At 62.1% G+C, this 22,478-nt stretch carries 22 protein-coding genes and 1 tRNA gene; 21 read left to right on the plus strand and 2 right to left on the minus strand.

Going from position 1 to position 22,478, the window contains the following annotated elements:
* The first annotated feature begins 53 nt into the window (after window positions 1-53).
* Both IYW40_RS15700 and IYW40_RS15705 read left to right on the plus strand, forming a co-directional pair.
* A complete protein-coding gene (locus IYW40_RS15700; RefSeq protein ID WP_196401245.1) occupies window positions 54-722 on the plus strand; it encodes a TIGR04283 family arsenosugar biosynthesis glycosyltransferase in 669 nt (222 codons plus the stop codon).
* 2 nt (window positions 723-724) lie between these two features.
* On the plus strand, window positions 725-1,333 hold the full coding sequence (locus tag IYW40_RS15705; protein WP_196401246.1) for a TIGR04282 family arsenosugar biosynthesis glycosyltransferase: 609 nt from the start codon (window positions 725-727) through the stop codon (window positions 1,331-1,333).
* Here IYW40_RS15705 and IYW40_RS22295 read toward each other — a convergent pair.
* Window positions 1,310-2,632, minus strand: coding sequence for an adenylate/guanylate cyclase domain-containing protein (locus IYW40_RS22295; RefSeq protein ID WP_196401247.1), 1,323 nt, complete (start codon window positions 2,630-2,632; stop codon window positions 1,310-1,312). The two genes, IYW40_RS15705 and IYW40_RS22295, sit on opposite strands and share 24 nt — an antisense overlap.
* 979 nt (window positions 2,633-3,611) lie before the next feature.
* Between IYW40_RS22295 and IYW40_RS15715 the strand changes: the two genes are divergently transcribed.
* The 7 genes from IYW40_RS15715 (at window position 3,612) to IYW40_RS15745 (ending at window position 12,178) form a co-directional block, all read left to right on the plus strand.
* Complete coding sequence (locus IYW40_RS15715; protein WP_196401248.1) at window positions 3,612-4,460, plus strand: sterol desaturase family protein; 849 nt, start codon at window positions 3,612-3,614, stop codon at window positions 4,458-4,460.
* Between the two features lie 438 nt (window positions 4,461-4,898).
* Window positions 4,899-5,222, plus strand: a complete 324-nt coding sequence (locus IYW40_RS15720; protein ID WP_196401249.1) for a hypothetical protein — start codon at window positions 4,899-4,901, stop codon at window positions 5,220-5,222.
* Window positions 5,223-5,271: 49 nt separating this feature from the next.
* Entirely contained in the window at window positions 5,272-5,802 is a 531-nt protein-coding gene (locus tag IYW40_RS15725; RefSeq protein ID WP_246720839.1) for a FixH family protein, read from the plus strand.
* Window positions 5,803-5,840: 38 nt separating this feature from the next.
* Entirely contained in the window at window positions 5,841-7,037 is a 1,197-nt protein-coding gene (locus IYW40_RS15730) for a TolC family protein (protein ID WP_246720840.1), read from the plus strand.
* Complete coding sequence (locus IYW40_RS15735; protein ID WP_196401251.1) at window positions 7,034-8,410, plus strand: efflux RND transporter periplasmic adaptor subunit; 1,377 nt, start codon at window positions 7,034-7,036, stop codon at window positions 8,408-8,410. Before IYW40_RS15730 ends, IYW40_RS15735 begins: the two co-directional genes overlap by 4 nt.
* Window positions 8,407-11,589 carry a CusA/CzcA family heavy metal efflux RND transporter gene (locus IYW40_RS15740; RefSeq protein ID WP_196401252.1) on the plus strand — a complete coding sequence of 1,061 codons (3,183 nt, stop codon included), beginning with the start codon at window positions 8,407-8,409 and terminating at the stop codon, window positions 11,587-11,589. Before IYW40_RS15735 ends, IYW40_RS15740 begins: the two co-directional genes overlap by 4 nt.
* Window positions 11,590-12,101: 512 nt before the next feature.
* Window positions 12,102-12,178: transfer RNA gene (locus IYW40_RS15745), tRNA-Met, on the plus strand.
* On the opposite strand, the gene IYW40_RS15750 is transcribed toward IYW40_RS15745, so the two are convergent.
* On the minus strand, window positions 12,173-12,349 hold the full coding sequence (locus IYW40_RS15750; RefSeq protein WP_196401253.1) for a hypothetical protein: 177 nt from the start codon (window positions 12,347-12,349) through the stop codon (window positions 12,173-12,175). The genes IYW40_RS15745 and IYW40_RS15750 overlap by 6 nt on opposite strands.
* A gap of 652 nt (window positions 12,350-13,001) precedes the next feature.
* Here IYW40_RS15750 and IYW40_RS15755 point away from each other — a divergent pair.
* From IYW40_RS15755 to hypE, 12 genes are all read left to right on the plus strand, one after another.
* On the plus strand, window positions 13,002-13,184 hold the full coding sequence (locus IYW40_RS15755) for a hypothetical protein (protein WP_196401443.1): 183 nt from the start codon (window positions 13,002-13,004) through the stop codon (window positions 13,182-13,184).
* 204 nt (window positions 13,185-13,388) lie between these two features.
* Complete coding sequence (locus IYW40_RS15760) at window positions 13,389-13,826, plus strand: hydrogenase accessory protein (protein WP_196401254.1); 438 nt, start codon at window positions 13,389-13,391, stop codon at window positions 13,824-13,826.
* 3 nt (window positions 13,827-13,829) lie between these two features.
* Window positions 13,830-14,687 carry a hydrogenase expression/formation protein gene (locus tag IYW40_RS15765; protein WP_196401255.1) on the plus strand — a complete coding sequence of 286 codons (858 nt, stop codon included), beginning with the start codon at window positions 13,830-13,832 and terminating at the stop codon, window positions 14,685-14,687.
* On the plus strand, window positions 14,684-14,902 hold the full coding sequence (locus tag IYW40_RS15770) for a rubredoxin (RefSeq protein WP_196401256.1): 219 nt from the start codon (window positions 14,684-14,686) through the stop codon (window positions 14,900-14,902). The genes IYW40_RS15765 and IYW40_RS15770 overlap by 4 nt, the downstream gene beginning before the upstream one ends.
* Entirely contained in the window at window positions 14,886-15,410 is a 525-nt protein-coding gene (gene hybE, locus IYW40_RS15775) for a [NiFe]-hydrogenase assembly chaperone HybE (protein WP_246720841.1), read from the plus strand. The genes IYW40_RS15770 and hybE overlap by 17 nt, the downstream gene beginning before the upstream one ends.
* Window positions 15,411-15,420: 10 nt before the next feature.
* Complete coding sequence (locus IYW40_RS15780; RefSeq protein ID WP_196401257.1) at window positions 15,421-16,506, plus strand: nickel-dependent hydrogenase large subunit; 1,086 nt, start codon at window positions 15,421-15,423, stop codon at window positions 16,504-16,506.
* Window positions 16,499-16,840, plus strand: coding sequence for a hydrogenase maturation nickel metallochaperone HypA (gene hypA / locus IYW40_RS15785; RefSeq protein ID WP_196401258.1), 342 nt, complete (start codon window positions 16,499-16,501; stop codon window positions 16,838-16,840). The genes IYW40_RS15780 and hypA overlap by 8 nt, the downstream gene beginning before the upstream one ends.
* Window positions 16,840-17,775, plus strand: a complete 936-nt coding sequence (gene hypB, locus IYW40_RS15790; RefSeq protein WP_196401259.1) for a hydrogenase nickel incorporation protein HypB — start codon at window positions 16,840-16,842, stop codon at window positions 17,773-17,775. The genes hypA and hypB overlap by 1 nt, the downstream gene beginning before the upstream one ends.
* Window positions 17,776-17,780: 5 nt before the next feature.
* Window positions 17,781-20,063 carry a carbamoyltransferase HypF gene (gene hypF, locus IYW40_RS15795; protein ID WP_196401260.1) on the plus strand — a complete coding sequence of 761 codons (2,283 nt, stop codon included), beginning with the start codon at window positions 17,781-17,783 and terminating at the stop codon, window positions 20,061-20,063.
* A complete protein-coding gene (locus IYW40_RS15800; RefSeq protein ID WP_196401261.1) occupies window positions 20,054-20,284 on the plus strand; it encodes a HypC/HybG/HupF family hydrogenase formation chaperone in 231 nt (76 codons plus the stop codon). The genes hypF and IYW40_RS15800 overlap by 10 nt, the downstream gene beginning before the upstream one ends.
* Entirely contained in the window at window positions 20,281-21,426 is a 1,146-nt protein-coding gene (gene hypD, locus IYW40_RS15805; protein ID WP_196401262.1) for a hydrogenase formation protein HypD, read from the plus strand. The genes IYW40_RS15800 and hypD overlap by 4 nt, the downstream gene beginning before the upstream one ends.
* Complete coding sequence (hypE, locus tag IYW40_RS15810) at window positions 21,423-22,475, plus strand: hydrogenase expression/formation protein HypE (RefSeq protein WP_196401263.1); 1,053 nt, start codon at window positions 21,423-21,425, stop codon at window positions 22,473-22,475. The genes hypD and hypE overlap by 4 nt, the downstream gene beginning before the upstream one ends.
* Window positions 22,476-22,478 lie beyond the last annotated feature (3 nt).

The following is a 22,478-nucleotide window of genomic DNA, read 5'->3' on the forward strand; positions in this document are numbered from 1 at the left end:
GCACGGAAGTAACCTTTCCCGGGTCGCGACGAAGGCCTCAATAGGCGGTCAGCATGAGCCTATCGATTGTCATTCCGATCTTGAACGCGTCGCAAACGCTGCCAGGAGCGCTGGCGGCGCTGTCTGGCGTCGACGGCGAAATTCTCGTCGTCGACGGCGGCTCAACCGATGATAGCGCAAACATGGCGCGTGACCGGGGCGCGCGGGTCATTGTCGCGCCGAGAGGACGCGGCCCGCAATTGAGCGCGGGCGCCGAGCAAGCAAGGGGCGACTGGCTCTTGTTTCTTCACGCCGATACTTTGCTGGAGGAAGGCTGGCGGAAGGCCGTGACCCATTTTTGCAAGGACCCGGCAAATCGGACGAAGGCGGCGACCTTCCGCTTCGCTCTGGATGATCCATCACGGCAAGCGCGACGTCTGGAGCGAATGGTCGCCTGGCGCGTTAGGAGACTGGGCTTGCCCTATGGCGATCAGGGCCTGCTTATTCATCGCGACCTTTATCGCGCTGTCGGCGGCTATAGGCCGCTGGAGCTGATGGAGGATGTCGACCTCGCGCGCCGGATCGGTCGGAGCCGCGTCGTAGCGCTTCCCGTCACGGCGCGCACCTCCGCCGCGCGGTGGCGCCGGGAGGGATGGCTGCGGCGCAGCGCCCGCAACCTCCTTTGCCTCTCGCTATATTTCGCAGGCGTTCCAACGAAGTTCATCAAGCGCGTCTACGGCTGACGATGGGTCTTCGCGCGCATCTTGTCATTTTTACGCGCGCGCCGCGATACGGCGCCGGCAAGCGGCGCCTCGAGGCAGGCATAGGGCCTATGCAGGCGTTGAGGTTTCAGCGCGTTGTGCTCACGCAGACACTTCAACGTCTCGGCGCCGATCCGCGCTGGACAACATGGCTCGCGGTGACGCCCGATCGCTCTGGACCTTGGCCGCCTCGCTTTGGCGTTTTGCCGCAGGGCAAGGGCGACCTCGGCGCGCGCATGGCGCGGGTCGCAAAGGCGTTGCCGGCGGGACCCGTACTCATCATGGGCTCCGATGTGCCGCGGGTCACGATTGCCGAAGTGGCGCGCGCTTTTCGGGCGTTGGGCAATCATGACGCGGTTTTTGGCCCTGCAGCGGACGGTGGCTATTGGGCCGTTGGCTTTCGCCGCCGACCCCGCTTCGTTGATCCCTTCCGCGACGTGCGGTGGTCGACGGAACATGCGTTATCCGACAGTCTGGCGAATTTAGCCGGCGCTTCGGTCGCGATGCTCAATATGCACGAGGACGTCGACGACGCCGCGTCGCTCGCGCGTCTTTCCGGTTGGGAGTTTCTATACGGTCGCCGCCACCGGTAACCGAGCTCCATTGGAGGAACGCCCCGCCTCGATTAGAACCGCGAGATCCACTGGATAGTCGACGCCCGCAATTTCGCGCCCAAGACGATAACGCCACCTTTCGGTTGATGCGTAACCTTGGGACCGAGCAAGTTCAAACGTCGCCGAATCCGTTACGGCCGTCACCCGCTCAATCTTGGAGTGCTTTTCGAGCCGGGCGCCGAAATTGACGGCGTCGCCGATAATCGTGTACTCGAGCCTTGTGCTGTCGCCAACCGCGCCAAACAAAACATCGCCCGTTGAGACCGCCAGGCCAAACGAGGGCGCCACTAAGCCGGCCTCGATGCGCGTAGCGCGCCACGCCTCAAGCTCCGACGCGATTGCATCGACAGCGCGGAGCGCGTCAGCGGCATAAGTTTCGTTTACGATCACAGCGCCAAAACTCGCGAGGATGCCGTCGCCGAGGAATTTGTCGATGAATCCTCCGCTACGCTGAACGAGCGGTATAACGCGTCTTTGATATTCGCCGAGCAGCTGCATCACCTCCTGAGGCGTCAGGCGGCGAGAAATCCTTGTGAAATCGCGCAAGTCGATAACGAGGGCGGCAGCCGATCTCAGCTCCGCCTGACCGGGCTCGATCGGCGCCTCGGCGCGCGCGATTCTCTGCGCCAGGCCTCTTGCGACGAAGCGAGACAACTCGTTGGCCGCAGCATGATCGACGACGCAACGCAGAACAAGTTGCTGCGTTCTCCGCAACGCTAACGCCAGCACCGCCGTAACCATGAGAATCGAGACAATCTTGTCAAATTCCGCGCCGAGCAGAATGCTCGACGAATTCATGTAATGGACATAGTCGTGAGTGACCGGTGGATTATCCGATTGCGCCACGACGGCGTAGAGTAAGAGACCGCCCCAGCCGGCGGCGCTGACCGCTCCTGCGAGCAACACCCATCGCGCCTCGAAACTCAATGTGCGCAAAGCTATAAAGATAAAGACATAAAGCAGCGTTGGCGCCTTCAAGTAAAAAGCTGGCGGCTGACCATATTGAAGATGAAAGCTCCAAATCAGCAACATCAACACGCCTATATCGACGATGATCGAAAGCGCCACATGCCAATCCGCCAGTCGGTTTTGATAAATCAGGATAAGCCTGACGATGATGAACGCGCCATAGGCCGCCAGCGTCCACGGAACGGACTCGAATGCTTGCGAGGGTAAAGCTCTTGGCGCGAGCGCATAGAGCGCGCTCCAAATCAGCAGCAATGCGCCTTGCGCCCAAGCGATAAGCAGTTCTCCCCGCTTATGTTCCTGCGCAATCACTCCTCTCAACCGTGACGGAATATGAGCCGGCGCCGGCTCGCCGAGTGGAGCCGCCGCTAACGAGCGCCAGAATTGTGAAATTGCGTGTCGGAACATCGTCGTTGTGTGAGCCAAGGAGTTCATGGAGGGTGAGCGGCTTAATGTTCTTTCGGCCAATTGTGGGCCTTTGCTTGCTCCCATGCAGTTCCAAGCGATTCCGTCAGGCTCGGGTCACTGGCAAATTGCGTAGCCAAGGCAGGGGTCGCTGGCGCCGGACCTGAGTGAATTGACGATTTTTGCGCTACCGCCTGCGACGCCAATGAAGAGCAGGAATGCGAGCAACGCGATTTGAGCTGCCTTTTTCATGTCGTCCTCCCTTATTGGCTCCATCCTTGAGGCATGAAACCCTTTCGCGCTGTAACGTATTCGCGCGTCGGCGCGCCCCACAATTCCGCCTACGGGCGTGCGTGCTCTGATCGTGAAGCAGGATCAGGACGCGACTGCGAATCCGTTACGAAGATGCGCCAATAGGAAGGTCTAAAACATTCTTCGAAATAGGCCGGTTCTTGGTTACGGAGCTGACTGAAATTCTTTTCTGAAGAGATTTCGAGAACTTGAGGGTCGTCACCTCTATCGACGACATTGTCCTATCAGCCGCCGACCTTTAATTCGCACTTGGATTGGCTGTTCAAGCCGTCGCCGCCGCTCCTCAGAGTAACGTAACGCCCAATCAATTTAACGGTCCCTCTCATCCGCCCTCTACGCGTGCGGGATCCCGAAATTAGCTGACAAAGCGTCGCCGAAATTGTACTTCGTCAAGCGCTGGGTCAGGCGCCCTTACGCGGTGAGGAGGATGTTGACATGATCTTCTCGACGCTCCTCTTGGTTTCAGTTCGATCGAGACCCAAGTCTCAAATGAAATGCCGTGAGTGGCGCCGAGCATTTCTGGTCTCGGATTGAACTGTCAATCGACACGCCTCAGGGCCTCCTTGTGCCAGACATGACCTTCGTCGAGTTCCTCCTTGCCTACGAACCCCCGATCCGCCTGGGGGCTTTCGCCAGCGTCCTCGCCGCGATGGCGCTTTGGGAACTGCTGGCGCCGCGGCGACGCCAAGCCGTTGGCCGCCTCCAGCGTTGGCCCAGCAACCTCGGCATCGTCGTGATCGACACCTTGCTCGTTCGCTTCACCTTTCCGGTTGCCGCTGTCGGCGTGGCTCTGGTTGCCGACGACCGCGGCTGGGGGCTGTTCCGGGCGTTAGGTGCGCCAGCTTGGCTCGCGCTCACCGCCGCGATCATTCTCCTGGACCTCGCCATTTACCTGCAGCACGTACTGTTCCATGCCGTGCCGGCGCTGTGGCGGTTACACCGCATGCATCACTCCGACCTGGAATTCGATGTGACCACCGGCGCGCGGTTCCATCCGGTCGAAATCCTGCTCTCGATGGTGATCAAGATCGGCGTCGTCGCCGCGCTCGGGACGCCGGCGGTCGCCGTGCTGCTTTTCGAAGTGCTCCTCAACGCGACCTCGATGTTCAATCACGGCAACGTCCGCCTTCCGAGGAGGTTCGACAAAGCGCTGCGCTGGATTCTCGTCACGCCCGACATGCATCGCGTTCATCACTCGGAGGCGCCACATGAAACCAACAGCAATTTCGGCTTCAACCTGCCCTGGTGGGATCGGCTGCTCGGGACCTATCGCGACCAGCCGGCGGCCGGTCACGAGGGCATGATAATCGGCATCGAGCAGTTCCGCGACCCGAGCGAACTGCGCCTCGACCGCATGCTTCTGCAGCCGTTCCGGGATGACGACAGCAGCTATCCGTTGGGCCGGCGGGGCCCTGCCTCATGACGCCGTAGATTCACGTGCGAGTGTATTAGCAGCGTTCGAGGAGCCCGAATCGCCAACCGAAGTACAGAGCGCTCGATGGGCGTGCACGCCTGGCGGCGGCGCAACATTCAGGATTGAAGGGATGCGACGCTGGCAACTCCCGAGTTGACGGCTTCGGCGCTCAATCGCGCACTGATACAGGCGGCGTGCGAAGGTCCCGACGGACGGACCGACCTTCACCTCATAGGCGCTTCTCACCTTCGGCTGGCCGGCCCAAGCGCAAGCGAGACGCCAAAAGGCGGTTACCGCCGCGATCATGAGGTGGACCACGGGAAGTCCGCATCATGGGCCACAAGAGCGCCTTGCCGTACACGCTCGTCGCCGCGTCAAGCGGAACTGGCGTCCGCCATAGTTTTGCGGGCGGGGGAGTCCGTGATATCAATCGCGCAGAGGACGACAATGAAGCAGAACTGGCTGCGCCTAATCGTCTCCGCGATGGTTGTCGTCGCCGCACTCTCGGGCGCGGCGTCCAGTTTTGCCGCGCCAGTCGCAAATTCATGTGTGGGAATGTCGGCGGCAGAGGATTGTCCGGACCATCCGGTCGACCACACGGCGGCGCTGCGACACTGCGATTCTCTCATCTGCGGGGCGATTCAGCTCGCGCCTCACGCAACCTTCACGCTGGCGCGCATGGCGGAGGTAGGGCTGCGGACGCAGCTTTCCGACGACGCGACACATCGAGGCGTGTCGAGCCCGCCCAGCCTTCGTCCTCCGATCTTCTAAAGCTGTACTAGCGCCAATTTTTCCAGCGCGCCTTGGCGCGTCGACGGCCATGTCGCCGGCCCCCTTGCTTTGCGCTGTTCAAATCGGCCTCCGCCCGTCCGCGCGCGCATTTGCGCAGCATCGTCGCGCGACAGCTATTCCAGCAGCACCAGCTTCCGAGAGGGAGCCAGAGATGACGCTAATCCCAAAGAAAAACAGGCAGCTTGCCAGTGGCGCGCTGCTGGCGCTCCTCATATTTGGCGTAGGACACGCCCGCGCAGCCATCGACGACTATGCTTTTGAGCTGATCCAGTCGACACTCAAGAGGGGACAAGGAGTCATTGACGTGCGGTTGATTCACAAGCCGGACGGGAAACTCGTGTCCGACGCCGTCATCTTTGCCATGAGGCTCGACATGGCGCCGGACGACATGGAAGCCATGACAAGCGCCATTGAGTCGACAAGAGCCCCGCAGCCTGGTCTCTATCGATTTAAGGTCGACCTAACCGACGAGGGACGTTGGCGCATCTCCCTTGCGGCGAAGCTTCAAGGAGAGATCGGAACGCTTCAGAACCGTCTTGTCTTTCGGGTTACGCGATGATGCAACGTCTCCGTTTGCCTCTCGTTGCAGCCCTGCTCTTGAACCTATCAATCGCGTCTGCTTCGGCGGCCGATCGTGACCTTCCCGGCGTAACCGCCGAGAGCGTCGTTACTTTGGCGAAAAAACTCAGCCCCGAGATGGCGGCCGCGGTTCTCGATGCAGATTCCGCCGCCCAGCGCGTCGGCGCGGCAGGCGTCCAGCCAGATCCCGTGGTCACGTTACAAGCTTGGGACGTGAACAGTCGTGGAGTTGGTCAGCGGTGGATCGGCGCCCAGCAGACGTTCAGGCTTTGGGGGAAGACTGATCTGGAGAGGGGCGTCGCAGAAGCGGACGCCGACGCCGCCTGGCACCGCAGTCATGCAATTGAGATTGACCTCGTCGCACGCGTCAAGACCGCTTTCGCTCAATACAACGCCGCGCAGCGCGCAGTGGCGTTGTCGAAGTCGCTGAAGCAACGGGTCGACCAACTGCTTGAGCTGTTGCGCCTGCGCTATGGCGCAAGCTCAGTCGAGCAGGAGGATGTGATCAAGGCAGAGCTCGAAGCCGCCAACGCCGCCGCAGATGTCGCGCGCCGTGAAGGGGAGGCGAAATCGACGGCCGCCAGATTGAACGCTTTGATCGGGCGCGACGCGCGCTCGCCGCTTGGCGCGCCCAAGGGTTTTCCCTCTCTCAAAACAAAACTGACGCTTGCGGGCGTTCAGGACCTCGCACGCGCGTCCAACCCGCAGCTCGCCGCCACGCATGCTCAAGTGCGATCCGCAACGACGGCCAAGAAGCTCACCGATCTGAATTACTATCCGGACATCACCGCTGGCGCGAATTTCGTGCAACGCCAGACCGGCGAAAACAGCGGCATGTTTATGCTGGGTTTTACTGTGCCGCTGCAATATGAGGCGAAGGACGCCGAACAGCGGGCGGCGAGCGCCAGTGTTGGAGCCGCGCAGGCGCGCAACGAGGCGCTCCGCATCCGCCTCGACGGCGAAGTCGCTGAGGCATGGTTCCGGCTCGAGGCCGTCCGCAAGGCGATCAGGATATTCGAACAGCGACAGCTCCCGCCGGCGAAACTGTCGATCGAAACGGCGCGCAGCGGATTCGACGCGGGCACGACGAGCTTGGCCGCGCTCCTCGACTCTGAGCGTCGCTTGCGCGCCATCGAGCTGGAGCTCCTCGGCTTGAAAATCGAGGAGCAGAGCAGATACGCCGACCTCGAACGCCTCGCCGGAGGTTCGCTATGAAGGGCGCAAAACTTCTTTTCGGGGCGGCTCTCGCTGTGGCGGCATTCGTCGGCGCTGGCGTCGTGCTTTGGCGCGCCAAGGAGCCGATGCGCGCGCCTACCGAGCTCCATGCCGGCACCGGGCCGGTGATCTACTACCGGGATCCGGACGGGCCCTTCTATTCCGCCGATCCGAAGAAGAACGCAGCGGGCAACGACTATGTCGCCGTCCGCGCCAGCGAAGACGTCTCCTTCGAAGACAAGCCGCCTGCGCCAGGCCATCAGGAAAGCCGCGGCCGTCGCATCCGTTATTACCGCAACCCGATGGGCCTCCCCGACACGTCGCCGGTTCCAAAGAAAGACCCGATGGGAATGGACTATGTGCCCGTCTATGAAGACGAGACGCAGGACGCCTCCACGGTCGTCATCAGCGCCACCAAGTTGCAAAAGACGGGCGTACGTTCGGAGCCTGTCCAGCGGCGGATGATCGCCGTTCCTGTTCGGGCGTCTGGCCGCGTGGACTTTGACCCGCGACGCATGTCGGTCGTGTCGCTTCGTTTCGAGGGATTCGTCGAATCCGTCGAGAAGTTCGCGGAAGGCGATTATGTGCGCAAGGGCCAACCGCTCATGCGCATCTACGGGCCCGACCTCTCCAACGCCGCGGCCGAATATGTCGCGGTGCTGAACGCCCATTCCTCGGCGCGAATCGAAGGCGCACGGCGGCGACTCGTCAATCTTGGCCTCGACGACGCCATGATCGCCGCTATTGCACGGAGCCGCCGCGTTCCCCGCGTCGTCACATGGCCGGCGCCGCAGGATGGCCACGTCATCGAACGCAAGGCCTTAAGCGGCATGCGCGCGGCGCCCGGAGAGATGCTGTTTCGCATAGTCGATCATAGCGTCGTGTGGGTGCTCGCGGATATTCCCGAACGAGACGTGGAATCCGTCGCCGCGGGTCAGACGGTGATCATCCGCACGAGGTCCTATCCGGATCGGCCCATCAAGGGACGCGTCGCGCTTATCTATCCCCATCTGAACATGGAAACGCGCACCGCGCGCGTGCGCATCGAGCTACCGAATAGGGAGGGCTTGCTGCTCGGCGATATGTACGCCGACGTAGAGATCGAAACCGGCGGCAAGGGGAAGGTCCTCGCCGCGCCGGAAAGCGCGATTATCGATGCAGGCAAGCGACAGGTCGTGCTTCTCGACAAAGGCGAAGGCCGCTTCGAGCCGCGACAAGTCAAGATCGGCCGTCACGGAGACGGCTATGCGGAAATCGAAAGCGGCGTCGCCGAAGGAGACCGCGTCGTTACTTCCGCCAACTTCCTGATTGATGCGGAGAGCAATCTGAAAGCGGCGCTAGAGGCGCTCGATCATGGCGAGGCGGGCAAATGATCGGCCGGCTCATCTCCTGGTCGGCCCGCAATCTCGTGCTGGTGTCGGTTGGGACCTTCTTTGCGATCGCCGCCGGCCTCTATTCGCTGCGAACTCTGCCCCTCGACGCCATCCCGGATCTTTCGGACGTGCAGGCGATCGTCTTTACCGAATATCCGGGACAGGCGCCGCAAGTCGTGGAGGACCAAGTCACCTATCCATTGGCGAGCGCCATGCTGACGGTTCCGCGGTCGAAGGTGGTGCGCGGCTTCTCCTTTTTCGGCGTCTCCTTTGTCTATGTGATTTTCGAAGACGGGGTGGATGTCTATTGGGCGCGTTCGCGCGTGCTCGAATATCTGAGCGCCGTGACAAATCGCTTGCCGGCCGGCGCCTCGCCGGTTCTCGGTCCTGACGCGACGGGCGTCGGCTGGGTCTATCAATATGCGCTTGTCGCAAAGCAAATGACGCTTGCCGAATTGCGCTCGCTTCAAGACTGGACGCTGCGTTACGGCCTCGCGAAGGCCGAAGGGGTCGCCGAAGTGGCGAGCGTGGGCGGTTACGTGCGACAATATAATATTGTCGTCGATCCTAACCGGCTGCGCGCCCTCAACATTCCACTTTCAAGGATTCGTCAAGCTGTTCGCGCCAGCAACGCGGATGTCGGCGGCCGAACGGTGGAGCTTTCGGAATTCGAGTTTATCGTTCGCGGACGAGGCTATCTGAAAAGCCTCGCCGATCTCGAAAATATCGTTTTGCGCGCCGGCGAGGGAACGCCGCTCCTTCTCAAGGATGTCGCGCGCGTTGAGCTCGGACCGGATGAGCGGCGCGGCGTCACCGAGCTCAACGGCGAAGGCGAGGTGGCGAGCGGAATCGCCTTGCAGCGTTATGGCGCCAACGCCCTGACCGTCATCGACAATGTTAAGGCGGCGCTGGCGCAGATCGCGCCAAGCCTTCCCAAGGGCGTTGAGATTGTCCCGGTCTACGACCGTTCCGAACTTATCCACGCCGCGATCGAAACGCTTCGCGGCACGCTTGTCGAGGAAAGCGTCATCGTCGCGCTCGTTTGCGTTGTCTTCCTTTTGCATTTCCGCAGCGCGCTGATCGCGATCATCATGCTGCCGGTCGGCGTGCTCATGGCCTTCGCGGCGATGAAGGCGCTCGGGCTCGGGTCCAACATCATGAGCCTGGGGGGCATCGCCATCGCCATCGGCGCGATGGTCGACGCCGCGATCGTGATGATCGAGAACGCTCACAAGCGGCTGGAGCGGGCCGCGCCCCATACGCCGCGCCTCGACATTCTGATCGACGCAGCGACTGAAGTCGGTCCGGCGTTGTTCTTCAGCCTGCTGATCATAACGGTCTCGTTCCTGCCGATCTTCACGCTGGAGTCTCAGGAGGGCCGGCTGTTCAGCCCGTTGGCCTTTACAAAGACTTTCGCCATGGCGTCAGCGGCGCTGCTATCCGTTACGCTCGTGCCGGCGTTGATGGTTGTTTTCGTGCGCGGCAAGATCGTCTCAGAGGAAAGAAACCCGATCAACCGGGCGCTGATATCTGTCTACCGGCCGATCATCCGCCTAGTCATGAACGCGAAGATTCCAACGATCCTTCTGGCTGTCGGCGTTCTTGTCGTCACGATCCTTCCCGCGCGCCAGCTCGGTTCGGAGTTCATGCCGGCGCTCAACGAAGGCGCGCTGCTCTATATGCCGACGACCCTTCCAGGTCTTTCCGTGACCAAGGCTGCGCAACTGCTGCAGACGCAGGATCGGATCATTAAATCCTTTCCCGAAGTAAGGTCAGTTTTCGGCAAGGCCGGCCGCGCATCGACGGCGACCGACCCCGCGCCGCTCGAAATGTTCGAGACCATCATCAATCTCAAGCCGAAGGATGAATGGCGGCCAGGCGTCACGATCGACAGCCTCGTCGCGGAGATGGACGCCGCATTGCAGTTCCCAGGCGTTTCCAACGCTTGGACCATGCCGATCCGCAACAGGATCGATATGCTCGCAACCGGCATCAAGACCCCGGTCGGCGTCAAAATCATGGGCAATGATCTTTCGAAGCTCGAAGGGCTCGCGCGGCAGGCCGAAAAAGTCATTAGGGGCGTGCGTGGCGCCGCGTCCGCCTATGCCGAGCGCGTGATGGGCGGGTATTATCTCGACATCGAGCCGGATCGCGGGGCGCTTGCGCGCTATGGACTGATGATCGACGACGTGCAGGCCACAATTGCGACGGCGCTCGGCGGCGAAGTCGTGACCACCACGGTCGAAGGACGCGAGCGCTATGGCGTCAACATCCGCTACCCCAGGGACTTTCGTTCAAGCCCTCGAGCGATCGCGAGCGATGTCCTCATCTCGCTTCCCGGCGGCGGAACCATTCCGCTTGGCGAGGTCGCAAGGGTTGAGCTGGTCCGGGGCCCCACCTCCATCCGCACGGAGAATGGACAGCTCGCCGTCTACATCTTCGTCGATATCCGAGACCGTGACATCGGCAGTTTCGTGGCCGAGGCCCGCAAGGCGGTTAGTGACGCAATCGATTTTCCAGCGGGCTCCTATGCCGTCTGGAGCGGTCAGTTCGAATATCTGCAGCGCGCCGAGACACGCATGCGCATTGTCGTTCCGGTCACGCTCGCAATCATATTTTTGTTGCTCTATCTGAACTTCAGGCGAATTACCGAGACATTGATCGTCATGCTGTCCCTGCCTTTCGCCCTCGTCGGCGGCGTCTGGCTAATGTGGCTCATGAAATTCAACATGTCCGTCGCTGTGGGCGTGGGCTTCATCGCGCTCGCCGGCGTCGCCGCGGAAACCGGCGTCATCATGTTGATTTATCTTGACGCAGCCATGAATGAAGTCGCCGACGCGCGCGCCAATCAGGGTAAGGCGTTCACAAAGGCGGATCTTCGCGAAGCCATCATGCTCGGCGCCGTTGAACGGGTGCGCCCCAAGATGATGACGGTCGTCGCCATCATGGCGGGCCTCGTGCCGATATTGTGGAGCACGGGCGCCGGCTCTGAGGTGATGCAGCGTATCGCTGTCCCGATGATCGGCGGCATGGTCTCCTCCACATTTCTGACGCTCATCGTGATCCCGGCGATTTATGCGCTGATCAAAGGCATAGGACTGCCCGTAACGGGACTTGAAAAGAGCCAAGAGATGCGGGCTTTGAAATCCGAGCCGCCGCAAGCTGGGTTGAACGTCTGAGCTATTACGAAGGGCTGGACAATAGTTCGGCGCCAAGCCCTGCAAGTATCGCGACAGTGAGCGCCCGTTTCGATCCGTGAAAGGAATTCGTCGGCGGCCGCGCCTCCTCACGCGAGCTCTACTTCAAATGCGGACCACGAAATCCCAGCCGGCGCAGGCCCCTAAGCACGTCGGGACCCTTCATGAAAAGGTTTCCAAAACAGGCCTGTGCGATAATTTCATTTTCGCAAGGCCAGCCTTGGCCGAGGCAACACCCTTCTCCCGGGCGGCGCCAAAGAGATCAAACGGACAGCCAATTCGATCGACGGATCGAGGAAGGCCGAGGAATCCGGCGTCGCGACTGAAGAATCGCAGTGTCGGTGGTCGATTCCGCCCCCGACCCCGCCCCTAGGGGCTTTTATCGTTTTTTGTCGCGCTACAAATGTGATTGTCGCGCTATAATTCGCAGCCTTGACTTGCGCGGGGACGCCGACCTATATCGCAAATTCTTCCAGACCGCTGAGGCGGGTCGGGGCGGAGTAGCTCAGTCGGCTAGAGCAGAGGAATCATAATCCTTGTGTCGGGGGTTCGAGTCCCTCCTCCGCTACCACCTTTCCCCCGACGCGGCGATGCGCATGTTGGGGTAGACATTCGGGGCACCCATAAGCAAAGTAAGGCGTCCCTGAATCTCGATCTTGAACCCATGATCGGACGGCTTGACGACGACTTTCGCCACCAGTTCACGGATTTTCTCCGCCGCCTCCTCGTTGTCAGGCGTCACCCCGCGCCCGAAAACTTCGCCTAACTGTCCGACCAGCTTTTCGAAGTGCTGAAGCGCGGCGGGGTGCAGTCCGACGATCTTTTCTACCTCAGGCTGTGCCTCCAGCTCAGCCAGGAGCGCGATTTTTCCGCCTGGGCTTCCTTCATCCTCGGCCCCAGAATTTCGACTGGGACCCGTTCTGTCTCGTAATCGGACCACATCCTGTCGAGCGAACGCTGGACTTCCGCCAGCCTGCTCTCGAGCTTGCTACGCTATCTCACTTTATCAGCCGCCAGCCGCTCGCGCTCTTCCTGGTAAGTCCTCACAAACTCCTTCAATAGATTTGGCGCCTTGAGATGCTGTTGCAGACCAGTGAGGACGGCCTTCTCGATCTCGTCGAGATAAAGAATTTTGCGGTTCGAGCAGTTTCGTCCGCGACATATCGCAATGACCATCGCAACGAACTTCGACCGCACTGGTTGTAAGCGGTGCGAAAAAGACCCCCCTGATCGCTTGTGGACATTTTGATGGGGCGGATCTCGCCGCCGCGCCAATTCATGAAACGCGGCGCCAAGACGCTTCTTGATCAGCCCAAATCGCTTTCTTGCGGTTTTTGGGATCGAAAGCACATTCAGGCCGTGTGAAAGCTCTAGCTGAGGGGGATTCTGCGGGCGTGAGCGTCATAGTAGAATCGGGCATGACGCACATTCCCGGTTCTGATCGCTCGCAGTTGCTGCTCCTGCCCGAGGCAATCGACGATTACGTCACCGCCGACGTCCCGGTCCGCTTCATTGACGCCTTCGTGGGCGGGCTCGACTTGAAGACGACGGGTCGGCGATGGCGGGCTGATATTTAATCGAGCCCGCCTATTTTTGAACTTTGTTCATGTGGAAACTTCATTATCAAAAAGAAAAGGAAGATTCCATCCCAATAGCGGCGCATGAGTTTAAAGTCTTTAAAAATGCATTGAATTCAATGTGTAGTAAATAAATGCGCTGTGGCTCCGCCTTGGCGCCCTCATTGCAATTTCTCCAAAAAAGAAAGTTGGGAGGAGTTGCCGATGTCGCCTTTGCTGCGGCGCCTGATCGAACGGGCGCGGTTGCCGCTCGTGGATGAGTTGAGCCTCGAAGAATTTCTCGACGGCGTGTCCAAGGAGCGCGCGCAGGCCCTGCTGTTCCTTTCCGGCGATGGCGCGAATCGTCCCGAGACGGGCGATGTCGCGGTCGTGCTGCCCGAACTGTTGTCGCATTTTTCGGATCGCCTGCGCGGCGCCGTGATCGCCCCCGAAGCCGAAGAAAGACTGCGTCCGCGGCTTCACGCCTATGTGTCGCCAAGCCTCGTCGTCATGCGGGGACGCGAGCCCGTCGGCGTCATGCCGAAAATCTGGGACTGGGCCGATTACATCGCGAAGATCGAGGGTTTTCTCGACCCTTGCGCGCCTGTGCTCGCCGGACCGAAAAGGCCGCAGGTCGAGATTTCTTTCAGAGCGGGAGCCTGACCCGTGAAAGCAGGATTTTGGGCGGCGCCAGAAGGCGCGGACGAGGCGATGCCGGTCGTGCTGATCGGCCTCGACGACGTCTTTTCCGCGGGCCTCAGTCTACGTCTCGGCAGTCTTGCGAATAAGAAGTCGGAAGACCTCGTTCGTCGTTGCGCCGGCGTTGGAATCCTTCTCCTCGAACTCGCGGAGGCGCTCGCCCTTCAGAAGGCGGAAGAGCAGGGCCGTCTCTTTGACGTTACCGATCGCACCGCGGACGAGCGCGAACTCCTCGACCAGGCGCTCGGCGCGGGCGAGGTGAGCGGCGTCGTCGCGTTGCCGGACGGCGTCACGGCGCAAATCGCGGAATCGACCATGGCCGGCCTCTGGCGCGTGCGCTTCAGCGACGCCGACGATCGGCTCGTCGGCGATTATCTTGAGGTCAGCGACATTCCCGAGATCGTTAAGCGCGCGGCGATCGTCAATGCGCGCGACGTTTCCTTTGGCGAAGCGCCCGATGGCGCCATGAACGTCATGCCGCTGCTCGCGGAGATTCGCGCGCGCGTCGCGGCCTTCGCGCCGGGCGCCAAGTCTCACATCGTCAATTTCATGCTGTTTCCGATGGCGCCGGAAGACATGAGCTTCCTGCAGGCTTCGCTCGGAGAGGGGCCTGTCGGTCTCGTGTCGCGCGGCTACGGCAAGTGCCGCATTCATGCGACGGCGACGCGCCACGTCTGGTCCGTGCAATATTTCAACGCCATGGACGAGATCATTCTCGATACGCTCGAAATCGGCGGCGTGCCTGTCGTCGCTTTGGCGGCGACCGAGGATTTTCATGATTCGAGCGAGCGGCTCCGCGAGATCCATGAGGCCTATTTCCAATGAGCTTCGAGAATTTCGATGCGCCTCGCGATCTAGACGGCAGCGCCAAAATGGAATGCGGCGTGTGCTGGCATGTCTATGATCCCGCGCTTGGCGACGACGTCTGGCAGATTCCGCCTGGCGTATCCTTCAGCGCATTGCCTGCGGATTGGCGTTGTCCGAATTGCGACGCGCCGCGGGCGAAATTCATGAGGCTCGCCGATGAGCGCGATGGTTGATCCCGCGCGCGAAGCGGCGGCGACGCTCGCCGGCGCGCGGCTCGCCGATCACTACCGGCGCGTCCATGAAGCGATGCGCGATCTGCCGATCTGCAATCCGGCGCTGGAGATCGAAGCGGTCGGCTTCCAGCCCTATGTCAGCCATGCGGTCGGCGTCATTCTCACGCCCTGGTTCATGAACCTTATGATCTGCGCAGCGGACGCCGAGGAGCTCCCGCCGAAGGCTCTTGGCGAAACGGCCTATTGGCCGCTGACCGCCGGGCGCGTGGGCTTTGTCGTTGGACGGCTCGAAGGCTTCGGCCGCGTCGACAGCTGCTCGCTCTTTTCTCCGATGGACGATTTTGCCGATCATGCCGCGGCGCGCGCCGTCGCTCTCGCCGCGCTCGACCAATTGTTCGATCCCGCTTTAGCGGACGCACACGCCGCGGCGGCGCGGAGACCCGCGTTGCTGGATCGCCGTTCGCTTATTTTCGGCGCGAAGCGCGACGAAACGCATGTCGCGCCATGAGCGCCAGTCCATGAGCGAGTCACGGGAGATGTCGACGAGCATTGGCGTCGAGGTGACGCGTATTGAGGACAGGGTGGAAGAGGCGAAGGTCACGCCGCGACGACAAGTCGACGCCACACGAATTCTCTATGGGAAGGCGGCGAGCGCCGCGCCGAGTCTGATCGGCTCGGTCTTCACCCTCTGCGCCGCCTCGCAGCGCATCGCAAGCGAAGCGGCGATGGCGGCGGCGCAGGCGCGACCCACGCCTGACGCCTTGCGTTGGCGTTGGAGACGCATGCTCTACGCCGAGCGCGTCGCCGAACATTTGCGCGCGAGTCTGCTGGATTGGCCCGGCGAGAAAAGCGATCCCCGTCGTCTTGCGCATCTGCCGGCCTTGCGCAAGGCGCTTGGGGCCGCCCGCGCGGCCGGCGAAGGGAACGACAATTCTCTCCACGCCGCTTTGAAGGAGGCGGCATGCGAAGTCGGCGCGCCGCTTGAAGCGGGTCAGAATCCTACAGCCTGGTTCGCTGAGTTATGGCGAGACGCCTTGCAATATGCGCAGATCGCGCCTTGGTTAAGCGGCGTCGACTTTCTAGCAATTGACGACATAGAGTCCGTGCATCGCGCCCTATGTGAGCGAAACGCGAATTTTCTCGCCCGCCCGCATCTGCCGGGGCGCGTCGTCGAAACCGGGCCCTTCGCGCGTCACTTCGCTTACCTGCGCCGCAATGTCGGACTGCTCGCGGCAAGGCTTCAGGCGCGCTTTCACGACATCGCCCAGGCTCTGGACGCGTTGGCGAGCAGGGAACTCTTGGCGGGCGAGGGAGATCTCGTCGTTGCAGGTTCGCGACGGCTTGGCGAAGGCTTCGCCATGGTGGACTCGCCACGCGGATTTTTGTTCCATCGCGTCGAAATCGACGCATCAGGCGCCGTGACGAGATATGATATTCTTGCGCCGACGGAATGGAACTTCCATCCCGCTGGGCCTTTCGCCCAGGCGCTTGCGGCGACTAAGCTCGACGTCGCCGAGCCCCGGCGGTTCGTCGCGACGCTTGCGGCATTGTTCGATCCCTGCGCATCCTGCGAGATCAGACTTCGCGAGGCGCTGCATGCATGAAATGTCGCTGATGGAAGCCCTCATCGATCTCGCCGAGGAGGAAGCGCGCAAGGCCGACGCGCGCCGCGTCGCCGTCCTGCGCGTCGCCGTCGGCGCGCTGAGCCATGTCGATCCGCACGCCTTGCGCTTTTGCTTTGAGGCCGTGGTTCGCGGCTCGATGTGCGAAGGCGCCGCCCTGGATTTGGCGGATGTTCCGGGCGCCGGCTGGTGTCTCGACTGCGGCAAGGAAGTCGCGTTGACCGAGCGCTTCGGAGCTTGCCCCGAATGCGGACGCCATCGCGTTCAAATGACGCGCGGCGACGATTTTCGCCTCATCGAACTGGAGGTCGCCTGATGTGCACTGTCTGCGGTTGCGGAACAAGCGTCGTCGAAGACAAGGACAAGACCCAAAAACGCGATGCTCAGGCGCATGATCACGCTGGCCATGGCCGTCATCATCATAATGGACACGACCACGATCACCATCATCCTGACCATGAACATCACGACCATGACCATCATCACCAACATGGCGCGGAGCGCCATGGCGTGAAGAGCCATGGCGACGACTCGATCGATTACGGCGCCGGACTGGCCGGCGTTCATGCGCCCGGCCTCAGCCAGGAGCGCATCGTAAAGATCGAGCGCGACATTCTGTCGAAGAATGACGCCTATGCGCGCGAAAACCGTCATCGCCTCGCGGCCAACGGCAATTTCGCGCTGAATTTCGTTTCCAGTCCCGGTTCGGGAAAAACCAGTCTCCTCGTGCGCGCAATCGAGGATTTGAAGGCGCGACGCGAGATCGTCGTGATCGAGGGCGACCAGCAGACATCGAACGACGCGGAGCGCATTCGCGCGACCGGCGCGCGCGCCTTGCAGATCAACACCGGCAAGGGCTGCCACCTCGACGCGCATATGGTCGGCCATGCGATCGATACGCTCGCGCCGGAAAAGAATGCGCTGCTCTTCATCGAGAATGTCGGAAATCTTGTCTGTCCGTCGGCCTTCGATCTTGGCGAAGCGCATAAGGTCGTCGTGCTGTCGGTGACGGAAGGCGAGGACAAGCCGCTCAAATATCCAGACATGTTCGCCGCCGCCGATCTGATGCTACTCAACAAGGCCGATCTTCTACCGCATCTCGATTTCGATGTCGGCGCTTGTATCGCGGCGGCGCTCACGGTCAATCCCGATCTGCAGACGCTTGTCGTTTCGGCGCGAAGCGGCGAAGGCATGCAGGCCTTCTACGCCTGGATCGAAGCGCGCGCCGCGCGCATGGCGATCGCGGAGTAAGGCGAATGGCTCAAGCCGACGCCGTGCGAGCCGCGACGCAGCGCCTGCGGGTGCGCGTGCGCGGCGCCGTGCAGGGCGTCGGCTTTCGGCCTTTCGTCTATGATCTTGCGACGCGCATGCGGCTCGACGGCTTCGTTAAGAATGACGCGGCTGGCGTCCTCCTCGAAGTTCAGGGCGAGCGCATCAACGCTTTTCTCGATGCGCTATCGCGCCGTCCACCGCCGCTCGCGCGCGTCGACGCGATCGAGGTCGAAGAACTCGCGGCGCGCGATTCTTCGAGCTTTGTCATTCTCGACTCTGTTGACGGCAAGAGCGAGACTCGCATCATTCCAGATGCGGCAGTTTGCGAAGACTGTCTCGATGACCTCTTCGATCCTGCGAGCCGCTTTTATCTCTATCCCTTCGTCACCTGCACGCATTGCGGGCCGCGCTACACGCTGACGCGGCGGCTGCCCTATGATCGCGCGCGGACCTCCATGGCGCCCTTCGCTATGTGTTCCGATTGCGCGCGCGATTATCGCGATCCGGCAAACCGGCGCTTCCACGCCGAGCCCCTCTGCTGTCCGGCCTGCGGACCAAAGCTTTCCACTTCGCCGGCGGAGATCGTCGCGGCGCTGCGCGCCGGCAAGATCGTCGCGACGAAGGGGTTGGGAGGCTTCCACTTGATGTGCGATGCGCGCATTGGCGCGGCGGTAGAGGAACTGCGCCGTCGCAAGGCGCGGGACGCGAAGCCCTTCGCCGTCATGGCGGCCAATGTCTCCTCCGTCGCGACGATCGCGCGCGCGACCGAACAGGAACTCGCTTTGCTCGAGGATGTGGCGCGGCCCATCGTGCTGACGCAAAGTAAAGGCGTCCTCGCCGACGCCGTCGCGCCGCGCTTGAATCGCATCGGCGTCATGCTGCCCTATACGCCGCTCCATCATCTCATCTTTCACGCGGCGGCGGGCGCGCCCGTGGCGCGCGGCTGGCGCGACGCGCCGCAAGAGCTGGTCCTTGTCGCGACAAGCGCCAATTTCGGCGGCGATCCGCTGGTGAAGGACAATAGGGAAGCGCAGGAGCGCCTCAGCGCCATCGCCGATCTGATCGTCACGCATGATCGCGAGATCGTGACGCGCGTCGACGATTCGGTCATGAGCGTCGTCGCTGGCGCACCGGCCTTTTTGCGCCGCGCGCGCGGCTTCGCGCCCGAGCCGATCGAACTTGCCGGAGACGGCCCCTGCGTTGTCGCCGCCGGCGCGCATCTTAAGGCGACGATCACGGTGACGCGCGGCCGCGAGGCTTTCATCTCGCAGCATATCGGCGATCTCTCGAATGCCGCGACGGGGCGTTTCTACCGCGAGACGGCGCAGCGGCTCATCGAGCTTCTCGACGTGACGCCGCAGCTTGTCGCCTGTGATCTCCATCCCGATTATCATTCGACGCGCTGGGCCGAAGAGTTGGGATTGCCGCTCGTTCGCGCGCAACATCACGCGGCGCATCTTGCCGCCATTCTCGCGGAGCATCGCATCGAGGCGCCCGCGCTCGGTCTCGCGCTCGATGGACATGGGCTTGGCGACGCCGGGCAATCCTGGGGCGGCGAATTGATGCGCCTCGACGGCGCGTCATGGCGACGACTGGGTGGACTCGCGCCGCTGCCAGCGCCGGGCGGCGACCGAGCCGCGCGCGAACCCTGGCGAATGGGCGTCGGCGCGCTCGCGAAGCTCGGGCGTCTCGACGCGGCGGCGCGACTCTTCGCGCACGAGCCGCGCGCGCTGGAGATGGCGCGCCTTATCGCGCAAGGATATGCGCCGCCCGTGACGAGCAGCATGGGCCGCCTCTTCGACGCCGGCGCGGCGCTTCTCGGACTTTCGACGCGCCAGCATTATGAAGCGCAAGCGGCTATGGAGATGGAAGCGCTGGTCGTCGCGCCGCGCGCGATGGATAACGGCTTTCGCATTAACGGCGATGAGCTCGACTTTCTGCCGCTTCTTGGCGCGCTCGCCGACGGGCGGATGAGCCCTCGCGAAGGCGCGGAGCTTTTTCACGGCGCGCTAATCGAAGGGCTTGCGCAATTCGTCGTGAAGTTCGCGACAGAGCAGCGGCTCGATATGATCGCGCTTGGCGGCGGCTGCATGATGAATCGCGTTCTTGCCGAAGGACTGACGGAACGGCTGAAAAGCCTCGGTTTGCGGGCTCTGCTCGCACGAAAGCTGCCGCCGAACGACGGCGGTCTTTCGCTTGGGCAGGCGGCCCTGGCGCGCGCCTTCGCGCAATCTCGAATTCCCAAGGAACTTGCTCGATGTGTCTAGCGATCCCCGCGCAAGTGATGGAGCTTCTCGGCGACGGCATGGCCCGCATCGACATGGGCGGCGTATCCAAGGCGATCAGCGTCGCGCTCGTGGATGATGTCGCGGTCGGCGACTTCGTCGTCGTTCACGTTGGCTACGCCCTGTCGAGGATCGACGCAGAGGAGGCCGAACTCACCCTGGCGCTCTTGCGCGAGGCCGCGGCGATGGAGACGCCGTCATGAAATATGTGGATGAATATCGCGATCCCGAACTCGCGAAGGGCGTCGCGGCGAGGATCGCCGCCGAGGTCGATGCGGCAAGAGACTACCGTTTCATGGAGTTTTGCGGCGGGCACACGCATGCGATTTCGCGCTATGGCGTCGAGGATATGCTCCCGCGAAACGTGGCGATGATCCACGGTCCCGGATGCCCGGTGTGTGTCCTGCCGGTGGGGCGCATTGACGACGCGATCAGACTCGCGTCCGATCCGCGCGTGACGCTTTGCACTTACGCCGATCTGATGCGCGTGCCGGCGTCTCGCGGCGCGAGTCTGCTGAAAGCGCGCGCGGCGGGCGCCGACATCCGCATGGTCTATTCCACGCTCGACGCTCTGCGCATCGCCGAGGCGGAGCCCGAGCGCGAAGTGGTGTTTCTCGCCATTGGCTTCGAGACCACGACGCCTCCGACGGCGCTCGCGATCAAACAAGCGAAGGCGAAAGCGTTGCGCAATTTCTCCGTCTTCTGCAATCATGTGCTGACGCCCGTCGCCATGCGCGCGATATTGGCGGGCGAGAGCGATGAGGCGACGGCGCTCGATGGGATCGTGGGTCCCGCGCATGTCAGCACGGTGATCGGCGCGCGGCCTTACGAATTCGTCGCGAATGAATTTGGGAAGCCCGTGGTCATCTCTGGCTTCGAGCCGCTCGACGTGATGCAATCGATCCTGATGCTCGTCCGCCAAATCAACGAGGGCCGCTGCGCCGTCGAAAATCAATATGTTCGCGCCGTGACCCGTGACGGCAACGCAAGAGCGCAAAAAGAGATGGACGAAGTCTTCGAATTGCAAGAAAGCTTCGAGTGGCGCGGTCTCGGCATGGTGCCGCATAGCGCGCTCCGCCTTGCCGAGGCTTTCGCCGAGTTCGACGCTGAAAAGCGCTTCGGCATTCATACGGTCGCCGCCGCCGACAATCCGGCCTGCGAATGCGGCGCAATTCTGCGCGGCGCAAAGAAGCCGACGGATTGCAAACTCTTCGGCACTCTGTGCTCGCCGGAGACGCCGATGGGGTCCTGCATGGTATCGTCGGAGGGCTCCTGCGCGGCGCATTACGCCTATGGCCGGTTCCGGGACCGCAGCCGCGCGCGGATGGAAAGGGCGGCCTCATGAGCATCGTCATGAAACCCGTTCGGCGCAAGCTCGATACTAGAAACGGCCGCGTCGATCTTTCGCATGGCTCGGGCGGGCGCGCGATGGCGCATCTCATCGCCGATATTTTTCATGACGCCTTCGACAATGACTGGCTGCGTCGCAATGACGATCAGGCGTCGCTCGATGCGCAGGAAGGCCGTCTCGTGATGACGACCGACGGCTATGTGGTTTCGCCGCTGTTTTTTCCAGGCGGCGATATCGGCTCTCTATCCGTCCACGGCACGATCAACGATATCGCCATGGCCGGCGCGACGCCGAAATATCTTTCCGCAAGCTTCATCATTGAGGAAGGATTCCTGCTCGGAGATTTGAAACGCATCGCCCAGAGCATGGGCGACGCTTCGCGCGCCGCTGGCGTGCCTATCGTCGCCGGAGATACAAAAGTCGTCGAACGCGGCAAGGCGGACGGCGTTTTTATCTCGACCGCGGGCGTCGGCGTCTTGCCGGATGGCCTGTCGCTGTCGTGCGACAAGGCGCGCCCTGGAGATGCGGTGCTTATCTCCGGCTCCATGGGCGATCATGGCGTCGCCATCATGTCACGGCGCGAAAATCTCGAATTCGGCGTCGAGATTCTGTCCGACTCCGCGGCGCTGCACGGACTCACCGCCGCGATGGTTGGGGCGGCGGGCGACGCTTTGCGCGTGATGCGCGATCCGACACGTGGCGGCCTCGCCGCGGCGCTCAACGAAATCGCGCATCAGTCGAACGTGGGCTTCATGATCGACGAGGAGCTGATTCCGGTGAAGCCGCAGGTCGCCGCCGCATGCGAATTTCTGGGTCTCGATCCCCTCTATGTGGCCAATGAGGGAAAGCTGATGGCGATATGCGCGCCTGAGGCCACAGAGATGCTGCTTAACGCCATGCGCGCACATCCGTTGGGACATGAAGCAGCCCTGATCGGACATGTCGTCGAGGACGAGCGCAATTTCGTCGAGATGACGACGCGCTTCGGCGGCGGGCGCATCGTCGATTGGCTGTCGGGAGAACAGCTTCCTCGCATATGTTAAACC

Source organism: Methylocystis sp. H4A (genome assembly GCF_015709545.1).
GTDB lineage: Bacteria > Pseudomonadota > Alphaproteobacteria > Rhizobiales > Beijerinckiaceae > Methylocystis > Methylocystis silviterrae.

What these genes read in the sequence shown, in the direction of transcription:
- hypE (WP_196401263.1), top strand. Translation starts at nt 21,423, where the DNA reads ATGAGCATCGTCATGAAACCCGTTCGGCGCAAGCTCGATACTAGAAAC.
- IYW40_RS15760 (WP_196401254.1), top strand. Translation starts at nt 13,389, where the DNA reads ATGTCGCCTTTGCTGCGGCGCCTGATCGAACGGGCGCGGTTGCCGCTC.
- IYW40_RS15725 (WP_246720839.1), top strand. Translation starts at nt 5,272, where the DNA reads ATGTCGCCGGCCCCCTTGCTTTGCGCTGTTCAAATCGGCCTCCGCCCG.
- IYW40_RS15720 (WP_196401249.1), top strand. Translation starts at nt 4,899, where the DNA reads ATGAAGCAGAACTGGCTGCGCCTAATCGTCTCCGCGATGGTTGTCGTC.
- hypD (WP_196401262.1), top strand. Translation starts at nt 20,281, where the DNA reads ATGAAATATGTGGATGAATATCGCGATCCCGAACTCGCGAAGGGCGTC.
- IYW40_RS15735 (WP_196401251.1), top strand. Translation starts at nt 7,034, where the DNA reads ATGAAGGGCGCAAAACTTCTTTTCGGGGCGGCTCTCGCTGTGGCGGCA.
- hypB (WP_196401259.1), top strand. Translation starts at nt 16,840, where the DNA reads ATGTGCACTGTCTGCGGTTGCGGAACAAGCGTCGTCGAAGACAAGGAC.
- IYW40_RS15770 (WP_196401256.1), top strand. Translation starts at nt 14,684, where the DNA reads ATGAGCTTCGAGAATTTCGATGCGCCTCGCGATCTAGACGGCAGCGCC.
- IYW40_RS15700 (WP_196401245.1), top strand. Translation starts at nt 54, where the DNA reads ATGAGCCTATCGATTGTCATTCCGATCTTGAACGCGTCGCAAACGCTG.
- IYW40_RS15800 (WP_196401261.1), top strand. Translation starts at nt 20,054, where the DNA reads ATGTGTCTAGCGATCCCCGCGCAAGTGATGGAGCTTCTCGGCGACGGC.
- hypF (WP_196401260.1), top strand. Translation starts at nt 17,781, where the DNA reads ATGGCTCAAGCCGACGCCGTGCGAGCCGCGACGCAGCGCCTGCGGGTG.
- hybE (WP_246720841.1), top strand. Translation starts at nt 14,886, where the DNA reads ATGAGCGCGATGGTTGATCCCGCGCGCGAAGCGGCGGCGACGCTCGCC.
- IYW40_RS15715 (WP_196401248.1), top strand. Translation starts at nt 3,612, where the DNA reads ATGACCTTCGTCGAGTTCCTCCTTGCCTACGAACCCCCGATCCGCCTG.
- IYW40_RS15705 (WP_196401246.1), top strand. Translation starts at nt 725, where the DNA reads ATGGGTCTTCGCGCGCATCTTGTCATTTTTACGCGCGCGCCGCGATAC.
- hypA (WP_196401258.1), top strand. Translation starts at nt 16,499, where the DNA reads ATGCATGAAATGTCGCTGATGGAAGCCCTCATCGATCTCGCCGAGGAG.
- IYW40_RS15740 (WP_196401252.1), top strand. Translation starts at nt 8,407, where the DNA reads ATGATCGGCCGGCTCATCTCCTGGTCGGCCCGCAATCTCGTGCTGGTG.
- IYW40_RS15780 (WP_196401257.1), top strand. Translation starts at nt 15,421, where the DNA reads ATGAGCGAGTCACGGGAGATGTCGACGAGCATTGGCGTCGAGGTGACG.